This is a genomic window from Streptococcus parasanguinis (genome assembly GCF_964238605.1).
Lineage (GTDB): Bacteria > Bacillota > Bacilli > Lactobacillales > Streptococcaceae > Streptococcus > Streptococcus parasanguinis_AJ.
Genome location: NZ_CAXSMM010000002.1, coordinates 182,667 through 197,626 on the forward strand (window position 1 = coordinate 182,667; position 14,960 = coordinate 197,626).

The 14,960-nt window shown below is 39.0% G+C and carries 13 protein-coding genes; 12 read left to right on the plus strand and 1 reads right to left on the minus strand.

Annotated elements, in window-relative coordinates; genetic code table 11:
• Window positions 1–65: 65 nt before the first annotated feature.
• From ACESR9_RS02870 to ACESR9_RS02920, 11 genes are all read left to right on the plus strand, one after another.
• Window positions 66–995: a glycosyltransferase family 2 protein gene (locus ACESR9_RS02870; protein WP_347111956.1), complete on the plus strand. Its 930-nt coding sequence runs from the start codon at window positions 66–68 to the stop codon at window positions 993–995.
• Window positions 992–2,881, plus strand: coding sequence for a putative glycosyltransferase family protein (locus ACESR9_RS02875; RefSeq protein WP_373105460.1), 1,890 nt, complete (start codon window positions 992–994; stop codon window positions 2,879–2,881). Before ACESR9_RS02870 ends, ACESR9_RS02875 begins: the two co-directional genes overlap by 4 nt.
• Before the next feature lie 77 nt (window positions 2,882–2,958).
• Window positions 2,959–3,810, plus strand: a complete 852-nt coding sequence (rfbD, locus tag ACESR9_RS02880) for a dTDP-4-dehydrorhamnose reductase (RefSeq protein ID WP_373105462.1) — start codon at window positions 2,959–2,961, stop codon at window positions 3,808–3,810.
• A 107-nt stretch (window positions 3,811–3,917) separates the two neighbouring features.
• Window positions 3,918–5,066, plus strand: a complete 1,149-nt coding sequence (gene cps2T, locus ACESR9_RS02885) for a beta 1-4 rhamnosyltransferase Cps2T (RefSeq protein ID WP_373105464.1) — start codon at window positions 3,918–3,920, stop codon at window positions 5,064–5,066.
• Window positions 5,063–6,004 carry a glycosyltransferase family 2 protein gene (locus tag ACESR9_RS02890; RefSeq protein ID WP_061590796.1) on the plus strand — a complete coding sequence of 314 codons (942 nt, stop codon included), beginning with the start codon at window positions 5,063–5,065 and terminating at the stop codon, window positions 6,002–6,004. The genes cps2T and ACESR9_RS02890 overlap by 4 nt, the downstream gene beginning before the upstream one ends.
• On the plus strand, window positions 6,004–6,810 hold the full coding sequence (locus ACESR9_RS02895) for an ABC transporter permease (protein WP_003003247.1): 807 nt from the start codon (window positions 6,004–6,006) through the stop codon (window positions 6,808–6,810). Before ACESR9_RS02890 ends, ACESR9_RS02895 begins: the two co-directional genes overlap by 1 nt.
• Window positions 6,810–8,033, plus strand: coding sequence for an ABC transporter ATP-binding protein (locus ACESR9_RS02900; RefSeq protein WP_049482481.1), 1,224 nt, complete (start codon window positions 6,810–6,812; stop codon window positions 8,031–8,033). The genes ACESR9_RS02895 and ACESR9_RS02900 overlap by 1 nt, the downstream gene beginning before the upstream one ends.
• A gap of 12 nt (window positions 8,034–8,045) precedes the next feature.
• On the plus strand, window positions 8,046–9,395 hold the full coding sequence (locus ACESR9_RS02905; protein ID WP_373105467.1) for a glycosyltransferase: 1,350 nt from the start codon (window positions 8,046–8,048) through the stop codon (window positions 9,393–9,395).
• A gap of 1 nt (window position 9,396) precedes the next feature.
• Entirely contained in the window at window positions 9,397–11,145 is a 1,749-nt protein-coding gene (locus tag ACESR9_RS02910) for a rhamnan synthesis F family protein (RefSeq protein ID WP_373105469.1), read from the plus strand.
• Window positions 11,145–13,670 (plus strand): LTA synthase family protein, encoded by a 2,526-nt coding sequence (locus tag ACESR9_RS02915; protein ID WP_373105471.1) that lies wholly within the window; start codon window positions 11,145–11,147, stop codon window positions 13,668–13,670. The genes ACESR9_RS02910 and ACESR9_RS02915 overlap by 1 nt, the downstream gene beginning before the upstream one ends.
• 94 nt (window positions 13,671–13,764) lie before the next feature.
• Window positions 13,765–14,241 carry an EbsA family protein gene (locus tag ACESR9_RS02920; protein ID WP_373105473.1) on the plus strand — a complete coding sequence of 159 codons (477 nt, stop codon included), beginning with the start codon at window positions 13,765–13,767 and terminating at the stop codon, window positions 14,239–14,241.
• Window positions 14,242–14,250: 9 nt separating this feature from the next.
• Here the strand turns inward: ACESR9_RS02920 and ACESR9_RS02925 are convergent, their stop codons facing one another.
• Window positions 14,251–14,451: a ferredoxin gene (locus ACESR9_RS02925; RefSeq protein ID WP_155169015.1), complete on the minus strand. Its 201-nt coding sequence runs from the start codon at window positions 14,449–14,451 to the stop codon at window positions 14,251–14,253.
• Between the two features lie 45 nt (window positions 14,452–14,496).
• Between ACESR9_RS02925 and ACESR9_RS02930 the strand changes: the two genes are divergently transcribed.
• Complete coding sequence (locus tag ACESR9_RS02930; RefSeq protein WP_003006692.1) at window positions 14,497–14,952, plus strand: SAG1386/EF1546 family surface-associated protein; 456 nt, start codon at window positions 14,497–14,499, stop codon at window positions 14,950–14,952.
• Window positions 14,953–14,960: the final 8 nt, after the last annotated feature.

A 14,960-nucleotide genomic window follows, 5' to 3' on the forward strand; every position in this document is an offset into this window, starting at 1 on the left:
GTTATTACTAGGGGAAACCCTAGTTTTTTGTTACAATAGAAAGTGAATAAGTCAAGGAGTAAGAGATGACCATATCAGTTGTAGTCCCATGTTTTAACGAAGAAGAATCGATTCCATTGTTTTATAGAGAGATGGAACGCGTTCGGATGAAGATGGGAGAAAAGTTTGAATATATTTTTATAAATGATGGCTCTTCAGATGGTACACTATCTGTTCTTCGAAAGCTACATGTTACAGATTCAAGTGTGCACTACCTTTCTTTTTCTCGAAATTTCGGGAAAGAGGCGGCGCTGTATGCTGGACTTGAGCGTGCTAGTGGTGAATTTGTAACCGTCATGGATGTGGATCTGCAGGATCCTCCGGAATTATTGATCGAAATGAAGCAGAAGTTGGAGGAACAACCAGATCTAGACTGTGTCGGAACGAGACGCGTAACCCGTGATGGGGAACCACCGATTCGCTCTTTCTTTGCACGGATGTTTTATAAATTGATCAATCATATTAGTCAAGTGGAAATGGTGGACGGAGCGCGGGATTTCCGTTTGATGCGTCGCCCTATGGTCGATGCTATCATGGAGTTATCTGAGTACAATCGTTTCTCAAAAGGAATTTTTGCTTGGGTAGGATTCGAGACAGAATACCTTGAATATAAAAATGTAGAGCGCGTAGCAGGAGAGACGTCTTGGAATTTTTGGTCTCTCTTTAAGTACTCGATTGAAGGGATTGTCAATTTCTCGGATGCCCCATTAAACATTGCCTTTATTGGTGGACTGTTATCTTGGATTTTGGCTTTTATCATGATGATTTTGATTGTAATCCGCACCTTGGTCTTTGGGGATCCTACTTCAGGTTGGCCATCCCTTATGACAGTGATTCTTTTCCTGGGAGGGTTCCAATTATTGACCATTGGGATTTTAGGGAAATATATCGGTAAGATCTTCATGGAAACCAAGAAACGTCCAATCTATGTTATCAAAGAGAAAAGTGAAGAATGAAGAATATCCTAAGTATGAGTCTTGCTGCTAAGCAAAAGATAGATAGATTTTACGAGGGAATGGATCGGCTCCTCGATAAGATCAATCAGTTGGATATGGTAAAAGGGATCCGCAGTCATATTGACCGGCTTATAGATGTTTTCAACCAAATCAGCAATAAGTTGGTCTTTCTATTACTAACTTCCTATGCGCTCATTTTTACATTTGTATCTTTCAATCTGATCAATTTTCAAAGTCGCTCATATGACTATGTCTTCCATTTATCCCGCATTGTCGGCTTAGCAGAGTCCATTGAGCATTGGGATTTACTCCCCAATCTGAATTTTTTATTTGCATTCGGTACGGGATACGCTTCTCCTATGTTTTATGGAAATTGGCAGTTCTATCCGTCAGCCATCGTTTATATGATGACCAACGATGGAAATCTTGCTTATTCTATATTTGCATTTTTGATCACTCTTGGTACAAGCCTAACAAGTTATATTGTTATTTCAAAAATAGTAAAAAATAAGGTGACTGGTATAGTAGTGGCCTTGACCATTCCTTGTTATTACACCTTATTTGGTTTTGGAATGACCATGGTAGTGCCACTTGTCCCAATTCTTATTTATTCTATTTATCGAGTGCTCTACTTAAACAAAAAGAATCCTCTCTATTTAGGGATTGTAGTAGCGCTTTTAATTCAAACCCATATTTTATCAACGATCATATTAGCAATTTTTTCTGCGGTATTTTTATGTTTAAATTATAAAAGGATCACACTGGAAAAGATTATCTCTTTTATATTTTCTATCTTGTTTGCCTTATGTTTGTCGGCAGGATACATTTTTCAATATCTGGAACAGGTTTCATCACAAAAATTTTTCTTCACATGGACAGCGAGAAATTTTCCTGTCAATGTGAAAGATACCTTTTTGGTTCCTTTTCCATTTCAAGCAGATCGATATGGTTTTTATAAACCTTTCACCCCATTAGAGTGGCCGATCCATCAATTCGTACGAGATGGCCTATTCTATGCGAGTATGATGGTAATCTTATTCTATCGCCGTCTAGGAAGTTTAAGTAAAACCATATTTTGGACTTGTTGGATCTTATATTTCTCTGCAACGAGTCTTCTGCCATGGAATTCCATATTGAAATACAGTTTTTTAGGGAGTATGCAGTATTCAGGGCGTCTATTGTTTTTCATTCCCCTCTTGTTCCTGTTCTTTCTTGCTGTTACAAATAGAAATGGATTTTTCTCTATTGTCTTATGCATCTTGAGTATAACTTTCTATTTCAATCATGTGGTCCCTCAATTTGATAGCTCTTCAAAAAACTATAAACAGATGCGGGATGATAATAAAAAGAATGAAAAATTACTGAAATCAGTATATAGAGGGGACAAATCAAAATATATTGATCCTGTAGGTGATGAATATTATAATCTTGATATTAACAATCGAGATGTACGCTTGCCTCAATTTACTGAATTTCAAACAGGTAAGGATGTAAAAATATCAACTATTAAAAAGAGGTACAATCTTTTAGAATTCGATATAGAGGTTCCTGATGATAAAAAAGAAACAACTATTTCTATACCAATGATATGGTACAAAGGATATCGCGCAGAATATTCTAAGGGTGCAGAAGGTTCTCAACCTGTGTTGAAACAGCGTGCTTTTACCGAATCAGAATTAAAAGAAAATAAAAAAGATCGGAAACCAACTGTCTCAGAAAAAGTTTTAAATGATGGTAAAATTTATTTATCTATTCGAAATTCTGGTCATGTAAAAGTTTCTTATCACAAGACATTTATACAGTATCTTGGTTTCATGATAGAATGGATCTCTTGGATACTAGTGTTCTTCATTTTTAAACAGAAGTATTCAAAAAATAAGGAGTAATTCCCATCCTAAAAAGCAGAAAACTTCTGCTTTTTTTGCTATAATGATAGGGAAAAAGCATTTGAAAGGAAATTAACATGATTTTAATTACAGGAGCAAATGGACAACTTGGGACAGAGCTTCGCCATTTGTTGGATGAACGAAATGAAGAATATGTAGCTGTTGATGTAGCTGAAATGGACATCACAAATGCAGAAAAAGTAGACGAGGTATTTGCGGAAGTAAAACCAACCTTGGTTTATCACTGTGCTGCTTATACAGCTGTCGATGCGGCAGAAGATGAAGGGAAAGAATTGGACTACGCCATCAACGTGACTGGTACGGAAAATGTAGCAAAAGCATCTGAAAATCATAAAGCAACCTTGGTATATATCTCAACAGACTACGTGTTTGATGGGAATAAGCCGGTAGGACAAGAATGGGAAGTAGACGATCAACCAGATCCTCAAACAGAGTACGGTCGTACCAAACGTATGGGAGAAGAATTGGTTGAGAAGCATGTTTCGAACTTCTATATCATCCGTACAGCTTGGGTCTTCGGGAACTACGGTAAGAACTTTGTCTTCACCATGCAAAATCTTGCGAAGACTCACAAAACACTTACAGTCGTCAACGACCAACATGGTCGTCCAACCTGGACACGTACTCTTGCTGAGTTCATGACTTATTTGGCTGAAAATCGTAAAGAATATGGTTATTACCACTTGTCTAACGATGCGAAAGAAGATACAACTTGGTATGACTTTGCAGTTGAAATCCTCAAAGATACGGATGTAGAAGTGAAACCAGTGGATTCTAGCCAATTCCCAGCTAAAGCGAAACGTCCACTGAACTCAACAATGAGTTTGGCAAAAGCGAAAGCTACAGGATTCGTTATTCCAACTTGGCAAGATGCCTTGAAAGAATTTTATAAACAAGAAGTGAAATAAGAGAAATTTGAAGCGGCCCTTGAGGGTCGCTTTTCTGTTTGGATTAGGCAAAAAGCCTAGAAAATGGTATAATTGAATAGACTGTAAATGATTTGAAAGGGAACTCTATGCAACATGTTTTTATTATCGGAAGTCGTGGGCTTCCGGCTCAATATGGCGGTTTTGAGACTTTTGTGGACCAATTGGTCTCCCATCAAGTGTCTTCAGATATCCAGTACCATGTTGCCTGCCTTTCTAATGATCAAGCTTATCAACATTTTGACTACAAGGGTGTCGATTGTTTTACCATTAAAGCCCCTAAGCTTGGGCCTGCGCGTGTCATTTCCTATGATATGATGGCTATTAACTATGCCTTGAAGCTCATTAAGAAACAAGGAATTGAACAGCCGATTTTTTACGTCTTGGGCAATACAATCGGAGCCTTTGTGGCGCCTTTTGCGCGCAAGATCCATAAGATAGGCGGACGATTTTATATCAATCCAGATGGACTGGAGTGGAAGCGGGCCAAGTGGGCCAAGCCGATCCAAGCCTATCTCAAGTATTCTGAAAAGATCATGACGCGCCATGCTGACTTGGTGATTTCTGACAACCCGGGTATTGAGTCTTATATCAAGGAAGCCTATCCTTGGTCCAAGACGACCTATATTGCCTATGGGACGGACTTGTCTCCAACCAGCCTAAGTAGTCAGGATAATAAGGTCCGAGAATTCTATCACAAGTGGCAGACTCAGGAGAAAAACTATTACCTAATTTTGGGCCGTTTTGTCCCAGAAAATAATTACGAGACCGCCATTCGTGAATTTATGGCCTCTTCCACCAAAAGGGATTTGGTGATCATTTGTAACCAGGAAGGCAATCCTTATTTTGAGGAGCTCCGAGATTGTACTGGATTTGATCAGGATCCACGCGTCAAGTTTGTAGGAACGGTCTATGACCAAGACCTGTTGAAGTATATCCGTAAAGAAGCCTTTGCCTATATCCATGGTCATGAAGTGGGCGGAACCAATCCGGGTCTCTTAGAGGCTCTTGCTCACACGGATCTGAATTTAGTTTTAGGAGTCTCCTTTAACCAAACGGTTGCCAAGGACACAGCTCACTATTGGACTAAAGAAACTGGAAATTTGGCGCATTTGATTGATCAGGTCGATCCTTTAGAAGATGTATCTGAATGGGGTCAACGTGCCAAGGCCAATATGAAGCAAAACTTTACCTGGGAAAAAATTGTAGGTGAGTACGAGGAATTATTCTTATCATGAAAGTAAATATCTTGTTGTCCACCTATAATGGTGAACAGTATCTAAAAGAGCAGGTCAAAAGTATCCAAGACCAGACTTATCAAGACTGGCAACTCTTGATCCGAGATGATGGGTCGACAGATGGTACGGTGAAGATTATTCAAGAGTTGGTGGCCCAGGATGAGCGCATTCGTTTTATCAATCAAGGAGCTATCGAAAATCTCGGTGTTATCAAGAGCTTCCATGCGCTTCTGAAATACGAGAAAGCAGATCTTTATTGCTTCAGTGACCAAGATGATGTCTGGCTTCCTGAAAAAATTGCTCTTCAAGTAGCAGAAGCCGAGAAGCATCCTCAAGAAATGCCTTTGCTGGTCTACACCGATTTAAAAGTAGTCGATGAAAACTTGAATGTTCAGCATGAGAGTATGATTCGCACCCAGTCTGATCATGCCAATACAGAATTGATTCAAGAGTTGACGGAAAATACGGTAACTGGCGGTGTAGCCATGATTAACCACGCGCTGGCTGACTTATGGACGGGTCAAGAAAAACATGCACTTCTTATGCATGATTGGTATTTGGCCTTGTTGGCAACTGCATTTGGGAAGCTCATCTATATCGATCGGCCAACAGAATTGTACCGTCAGCACAGTAGCAATGTTCTGGGGGCTCGTACCCTTAGAAAACGGGTTAAAAATTGGGTTCGCCCTCATATTCTTTTTGCTAAATATTGGAATCTCATTGAGTCCAGTCAAGAACAAGCAAAAAATCTATTGGATCTGCCTGTCAGTTCCCAAACTAAAGAAATCATTGAAAACTTTGTCACCATTATGGATGTTTCACTAAAAGAACGTTTGAGACGGATTCGTCAGTACGGTTACCGGAAGAACCGGGCTTTTCATACGGTTGTGTTTACCAGCTTGATTCTGACAAAGTTTGCATATCGAGGTAAAAAATAATGTTTGACGTTTTTAGTCAGAAAAATCGAATTTTATTAAGAGAATTAATCAAAACAGACTTTAAATTACGTTACCAAGGATCAGCAATCGGTTATCTTTGGTCGATTTTAAAGCCCCTGATGACCTTTACGATCATGTATATTGTCTTCATCCGATTCTTACGCTTGGGTGGAGATGTGCCCCATTTCCCAGTTGCCCTCTTGTTGGCCAATGTAATCTGGGGCTTCTTCTCAGAAGCCACATCTATGGGGATGGTGTCGATCGTTAGTCGAGGCGACCTATTGCGGAAGTTGAATTTCTCCAAACATATCATCGTCTTGTCTGCGATTTCAGGAGCAGCCATCAACTTTGTCATTAACCTGGTTGTTGTCTTAATTTTTTCATTCTTTAATGGGGTGACATTCTCTTGGACAGCTTTGATGGTGATTCCGCTATTCTTTGAGTTGTTCTTGATGGCGACAGGGTGTGCATTGATCTTAGCGACATTTTTTGTTCGTTTCCGTGACCTAGGTCAAGTCTGGGAAGTACTCCTGCAAGCCGGCCTGTATGCGACGCCAATTATCTATCCGATTACCTTTATTGCAGACCGCAATCCATGGGCTGCTAAGTTGGTCATGATGAATCCTTTGGCTCAAATTATTCAAGATATGCGTTATTTCTTGATTGATAAGGCCAATACCCCTGTCTGGCTTTTGGTGGAAAATAAGTTCTTGGTTTTGATTCCTTATGTTTTACCAATTCTTATTTTTGTTGCTGGCTTTGCTTACTTTAACAAACATGCTAAGAAATTTGCGGAGATTCTCTAATGACAGATAAACAAATTGCAGTAAAAGTAGACCATGTCAGCAAGTACTTTAAGTTGCCAACAGAGGCAACCAATAGCCTTCGAACTGCCCTGGTCAATCGCTTCAAAGGAATCAAAGGATACAAAGAACAACATGTTCTTAAGGATATTTCTTTTGAAGTAGAAAAAGGAGACTTTTTCGGGATCCTCGGAAGAAATGGTTCTGGAAAATCGACTCTCTTGAAAATTATTTCTGAAATCTATGTGCCAGAAAAAGGAACCGTCACCATCGATGGGAAACTGGTGTCCTTTATTGAGCTTGGAGTGGGCTTTAACCCAGAACTGACAGGTCGGGAAAATGTCTACATGAATGGGGCTATGCTGGGCTTCTCGACAGCTGAAATTGATGCCATGTATGATGATATCGTAGACTTTGCCGAGTTGCATGAATTCATGAACCAGAAGCTCAAGAACTACTCATCAGGGATGCAGGTGCGTCTGGCCTTTTCGGTTGCCATTAAGGCCCAAGGCGATATCTTGATTTTGGACGAGGTCCTCGCAGTAGGAGATGAGGCCTTCCAGCGCAAGTGTAACGATTACTTCCAAGAACGTAAGAAATCAGGGAAAACCACGATTCTGGTTACCCACGATATGGGAGCCGTCAAGAAATATTGTAACAAAGCTGTTTTGATTGAAAATGGATTGGTGAAGGCTTTAGGGAGTCCAGAAAATGTTGCCAATCAGTACAGTTTTGATAATACAGCTCCTTTGCAACAGGGAGGAGAAGCTAATGGAGCAGGCAATTCCAACCAGGAAGAAAAAGTCTTGGTAGAAAATTTTCAGCTTCAGTTGTTAAGCTCAAACAAATTACGTCCTCAAGATCCTATTCAGTTCCAGATTGATTTTGATGTTCGTGAAGATATCAGGACCTATATCGCTCTGTCTTTAACGGATATTGATCGGAACATTTGGATCTACAATGATAATTCTATGAATCAACTGATGAGTGGAGCTGGACATAAAACAGTTCATTATACTTGTTCACTGCCAACTGTAAATGACTTAAAAATGAAATTGGAAGTGACAGTAAGGGATGAGGAAGGGCAGATGTTGGCCTTTTCAGATGCCACCCAGACTCCACTGATCTTTATCAATCGAGATGATATTGCTTTGGATGATAAATCAGCAATGGATTCGGCAAGTGGCTTAATCCAACGCAATGGAACATGGTCAATGACTGACTAGACTGAGGGAAATATGGAAACGACGCCTTTTGTTTCGATTATTTGTACGGTTTTTAATAAAGAGCCCTGGCTAAAGAAGACGATTGATAGCTTCTTAGCCCAACAAACAGAGTTTGATTATGAGATTATCTTAGTGGATGATGCTTCAAGCGATGGATCTCGTTCTATCATTCATGATTATCAAGCCAACTACCCTGATCTGATTCGTGCCTTTTATCAGGATGAGAATCAGGGAATTTCTAAAACCTGGGTCTCTATCTGTAAAGAAGCACGTGGAAAGTATATTGCCCGCTGTGATGGAGATGATTTTTGGTTAGACCCTTTAAAACTTCAGAAACAGGTTGATTTATTAGAAAGTGAACCTGATTGCAAATGGTCCAATACAGATTTTGATATTTATGATGAACAAGGAACCCTCGTTTCTAAGGCCGGCTTTGCCAAACATACGATTCCATTAGCAGATACCTATGAAAAGATGCTTGCAACAAGAGGGTTTACCATGGCCTCTACATGGCTAGTTGATAGAGATCTGATGTTAGAAGTCAATCAAGAGTTAGACTTAACAACATCAGATGATACTTTCAACCTTCAATTGGAACTCTTTCAACGGACTTCTTTAGCCTATCTGGATGAAGCGACAGTTGCTTATACCATTAATCAAGGATCGGATTCTCGTCCTACTGATTTTAAAAGATTAGAACGTCGTTTTAATAAGTTGCTACAAACACAACTGGACTATCTTGATAAGTATCCAAATGCTGATTTTAAAGAGATGACGAGGATTCTTTTAGATCGAAATAATACTTATGAGATTCGCCTTTCCAAACCGATGGATTCTCTGTCACACATTGGAATGGAGTCTGTTACCATTTATTTCGGTGATGAAGAGAATACCTATTCGGAAGATCGTACCATGACCAAACTCCTTCAAAAAGAGGATATCCTGACGATCAAAATTCCGAAGGGAACCTCTGTTATTCGAGTGGATCTTTCGGAACGTCCTTGTTACTATTCTGATGTTGAATTACTAGATGCAACAGGAAATATTTGCTCACCAGTTTATACTAACGGAGTCATTGTTGATGGTTACTTTTTCTTTAGCGAACCGGATCCACAACTGATCTATGATGTTAAGGAAGAAGGAGAATATAGATTAAGTTATAAGATGATTCCTGTCGATGATATCGCTGCACCCGATTATATAGGAAAAGTTTTTGCAGCTGAGTTCTTGGATAGTCAGAATAGAATAAAAAAACTTGAGGCTGATTTGGAAGCTACGAAAGTAGCATATAACGCCGTTATCACATCCAAACGTTGGACCATTCCAACAAAGATCTTGAAATTCTTAAGAATAAGGAAATAATATGCAACGTTTACTTTTATATGTTCACTACAATAAGTTCAATTTTATTAGTGGACATGTACTCTATCAATTAGAAAAGATTCGCCCCTTGTATTCACGGGTGGTCTTTATCTCCAATAGTCAGCTACCAGAAGATGTTAAGGACCATTTGTCCACTCACCACTTGGTGGATGATATCCTTGAACGTCAGAATAGTGGCTTTGACTTCGCTGCTTGGAGGGATGGAATGAAGACAGTTGGCTTTGGCCAACTGGCTCATTTTGATTCGGTTACCCTCATGAATGATACCTGTTTTGGACCTCTTTGGGATCTAGAACCAATCTATCAGCAGTTTGAACATGATGAGGAAGTGGATTTCTGGGGAATGACCAATTACCGGAAAGACAAGGATTTTAACGAGCATATTCAGAGTTATTATCTTAGCTTTAAAAAACAAGTTCTGACATCAAGTGCCTTCCATGAATTTTGGCAAGGTGTTCAGGACTTCACTAATGTTCAAGATGTGATTGATAACTATGAAACCAAGGTCACAACGAATTTCTTGGATGCTGGTTTTCGCTATAAAACTGTCTTTAATACCATTCATGAAGACACCACAGGGATGCTCTATCCAGACTTTTCTTACTACAATCCTACAGCGATTCTCAAACATAAGGTTCCTTTCATCAAAGTCAAAACCATTGCAAACAATGAAGGAATTATGCCTTATATTTTTGATGAGTTGGAGCGTGTATCGAACTATCCATTAGATTTGATTCTTAACCACATGTCTATGATTGATCGTCCAGACTATCCTTATCTCTTGTCTCGTAAGTACTTGAAAAACCAGGAATTAGCTGGAGAGTTTGGTAAAAAAGTTGCGGTTCATCTTCATGTCTTTTATGTGGACCTCCTGGAAGAATTTCTAGATGCTTTCCAAGCCTTTCATTTTGCTTATGACTTATGGATCACGACAGATGTAGAAGAGAAGAAGCAGGCTATTGAGCAAATTCTTTCTAAACGAGCACAAGATGCCACGGTTGTAGTGACTGGAAACATTGGACGAGATGTGTTACCAATGCTGCTCTTAAAAGAGCAACTCTCAAAATACGATTATGTTGGTCATTTCCATACTAAGAAATCCAAAGAAGCAGATTTTTGGGCAGGTGAATCTTGGCGGAAAGAATTGATCGAGATGCTAGTTAACCCGGCTGATCAAATCCTGGCCAATATGGAGGCCAATCCAAAAGTCGGAATCACTATAGCAGATATTCCAACCTTCTTCCGTTACAATCGCATAGTGGTTGCTTGGAATGAGGCTCTTATTTCACCAGAGATGAACAAGCTCTGGCAACGGATGGGAGCGACCAAGACGATTGACTTCAAAAATCTCAATACCTTTGTCATGAGTTATGGGACCTTTGTTTGGTTTAAATATGATGCTTTGAAACCACTCTTTGATTTGAATTTGACAGCAGCAGATGTCCCGGCTGAACCTCTTCCTCAAAATTCGATCCTTCATGCGATCGAGCGTTTGTTGGTCTATATTGCTTGGGATCAAAAGTATGACTTTAGAATCTCTCAAAACCCACATGTTCTGACACCATTTATCGATAATAAGCAGTTGAACAATCGTGAGGATCTCCAACCGCATACCTTTGTGGACTTTAATCAAATAGGAGGGATTAAAGGGGCCTTGAAGTATATTGTGATTGGACCAGCAAGAGCTGTGAAATATATACTAAAAAGAATGATAAAGAAAGTGAAATAATGAAACGGAAAAAAGAGTTTAATGTTAAAGAATTTATCCTCTCAGCATTATCGAAAGTCTCAAGAACTCAGTGGTATTATGGGGTTACTTTCGTTCTATTTTCTTTTTTTAATTTTTACCTAGCTCAGAACAATCTTGCAGTACATAACAAAGCAACGGGGACTGTCCTACAATATGTCAATTTTTTAGGAATTCTATTTGGAATTAGTTTCCTATTGTTAATTCCAATATTATCCCAGTTCAATTTTAAAAAATGGTTTCCTTTAAAGCTGATTGTCAGTTATTTGGTCTACAATACCCTTTCTTATTTGACAGAAATCACGATTTATTTGAATAATCCAAAATACAAGGTTTGGAATTTTGATCAGAATCCATTCTTTAGAACGGACTCCTTCCTTGTCATTTTCCTTCTGTTTGCTTCTACAGGTGGTTTGGTTCTATTACGACAGCATTATGATAAGCTGCCAAGTCGGAAAAAAGGAGGAGAAGAGATAGGCGAGAACTACCAGTATTTGGTCTTGTCACAACTCTTGATCACCTTCATCGTAACAGACAAAAATTTTTCGACCCTTATTTACAGGACAGATAATTTTTTGTATAAGGCCTTTGAAATTGGCAAATACTCAGCTCAACAATTCTGGTTGACAAATGAGTTTTTATATTTTCTATTTCCTTTGATTTCCTTGCTTGGATTTTTATACACAAAAGGGCAGCGAGATTTCGTCAAGAACAAACCGAGTTTCTCTTTAGTGTTCTTCTCTAGTACCACCATCGCAATTGTATTGAATTATTTTATACAATTTAGTTTAGGTCGAACAGAACCCTTCTTAGGCGTTCATTACACGATTCCAGATGCCATCTTATTTCAAATTCTCATTCTGACAGCGATCCTTATCTTTGTTTACATTTGTATCAATCAATATTGGATTGCTACCTGTCTCATTTCCATTGTTTCCATTGCTTTTGTAGTTGCAAATTCCATCAAGTTTGGCATGAGGAATGAGCCGGTTTTACCGAGTGATTTAACTTGGTTAACCAAACCAATGACGCTTTTGAGCTTTATGGACAAAGCGCAAATATTTTACATCTTTTTATTGGTGGTCTTCCTGGTTTGTCTACTGATTGTCGGGAAAAAGTACCTCTTTAATGGAAGAATTATTTCTTCATGGAAAATACAAATCGGAGCTATTGCAGTGATGCTCTTATGTTTTAAGAGTGTCAATGGGATATTCAGTGATAAAGAAAACGGGAAGATCAAGGCTAATGTACCAATTATTAGCACCCTGAACAATTACCAAGATATTAATTGGCTAGGGAATACGACCAATGCTCGTTATAAAGGATTGTCTTATGTTTGGATGAATCAATTGACGACGGAGGTTGTTCCAAAACCGGATGGTTATTCCAAAGAACGTCTTGAGAAAATAGCCCAAAAATATACCAACTTGTCGAATGAGATCAATAAGGAGAGAAGTAACTACTTAAACGATCAAACGGTCATCTATATTCTGAGTGAAAGTTTTTCTGATCCTAGAAAGGTCGAGGGAGTAGAGCTTACGCAAAATCCGATTCCAAATATTGAGAACATCATGAAGACCCACACGAGTGGGCAAATGCAATCGGATGGATATGGCGGCGGAACTGCAAATATGGAGTTCCAGACTCTGACAGGTTTACCATTCTATAATTTATCACAAACTTTATCTGTCTTGTATACGGAAGTTCTTCCTAAGATCCATGATGTGCCGTCTATCAGTAATGCATACTCAAAACAGAATAAGATTGCTGTTCACTTGGCAGGTAAATCAAATTATTCTCGGGATATTGTGTATTCGAGATTGGATTTCAAAGATTTTATTACGACGGATACAAAGGGAATCAAGTACAGAAAAGAAGGAATTAGTCCGAGTGATGAATCCACCTATAATATTGTTTTGGATAATTTAAACGACAAAACAGGACAATTCTTTTCTGTGATGACCATGCAAAATCATACTCCATGGTTAGAAGCAAATCCAGAAACCTTGGATGCCAAAGGTAAAGGTTTTAGTGATGAAGAAAATTCAAAACTAACTTTCTACAGTCGTTTACTTTCACAAACTGACACCGCCACCCAATCCTTCCTAGAAAGTCTTTCTAAAATAGATAAGAAGATTACAGTGGTATTCTATGGAGATCACTTGCCAGGACTTTATCCAGAGTCCGCTTTTAAGAATAATCCAGAGAGTCAGTATCAGACAGACTACTTCATTTGGAGTAATTTTGATGCACCGAAATTGAACTATCCTTTGGTCAATTCAAGTGATTTCTCTGCTATGGTCTTTGAACAGACCAATTCAAAAGTTTCGCCTTACTATGCTTTGTTGACGGAAGTGCTGAAAAAAGCAAGTGTCGATAAAAAGGCCTTAGAAGGGGAAGCGCAAGAAATTGCAGAGGATTTGAAAATGGTTGAATACGACCTGATTAGTGGGAAAGGTTACCTTTCTAAAGACTTCTTTAAAGTCCCAACCAACAAATCCAATTAAAAGGAGTGCTAGCAGGTAAAAATCTTTGTGATTTTGGCTGTCTGGCTCCCTTTTTTTTGTTTTTTATGCTAAACTATTAGATGGGGGTACGCTCATGATTAAGATATTTGGAAAGGTCCATTATCATTGGCAACCGGACTTATCTATTCTTGTGACTTATTGGTCCATTGCAGTGATTCCGGTCTTTATTGGACTGGCCTTGATGTATGAGAGCTCTAGTGTGCCAACGCTAGTTTTGTTTTCGTTCTTTTTATTTATGGCCTTGCTCGCGATTGGGGTCCATCGTTACTTCACGATCTATGAGGATGGGATCTTACGGATTATTACAGCCAATCCTTTTACTCCAATCAAGGTGCAGATTGACTCGATCGAAAAGGTCGAAGTTAATAAGAAATCGATCAAGCTCATATTTAATGATGGATCGCGCAGTCGAACATTCTGTATGCGTAAATGGCCGAAAAAATACTTTATCAATGCACTTGCTTTAAATCCTTATTTTAAGGGAGAAGTAATCCTGACGGACAATTTCATCCATGTGGATTACTATGAGATGTATTATGCAGACAAATAAAAAGCCCTCTTAATCTTTTAAGAGAGCATGAGTGGGGCATTCTTTAATAGCCTCGAGAACATCGTTTGTGACAGGGACTTCCTTTTCAAGGAGGTCGTCGTCTTCAGTAGCAAATTTAACGATGCCATTGTCATGGTAATCAAATAATTCAGAATAGGTCTGACAGAGACCGCAAGCGATGCAACGATCTGGTATTAACGTAACTTTCATACTTCTATTGTAATGATTTTTACGAGAAAAAACAAGGAGGAAGTCATGGCAAAAGAACCATGGGAAGAAGATATTTACGATGATGGAGAAGAAACATTGAAAAGAACGAGTAAGTTAAACGGAATCAAGGCAGATCGTCTATTGACGATTTTAGCCATTATTTTCTTTGTAGTAGTAGTAGCGATGGTCTGCTTGTTGATTTTCCTTTCAACAGGTGGCAGCAATAAATCAAAACAAATGTCTGGCTTCTACAATGGAGAGACTAAGGTTGAACAGAAATCATCAGCCCCTGCAGCACAAACTGACCAAGCGGCTAAAGACGATAGTTCAAAAGATGAGAACTCTGAAGAAGGTACGATCACTGTTCAAGCAGGTGAAGGGGAAGCAGCGATTGCTGCGCGTGCTGGTATTTCCATTGCCCAATTGGAACAGTTAAATCCATCTCACATGTCTACAGGATCTTGGTATGCCAATCCTGGTGATGTCGTTAAGATTCAGTAGGAGTTGAG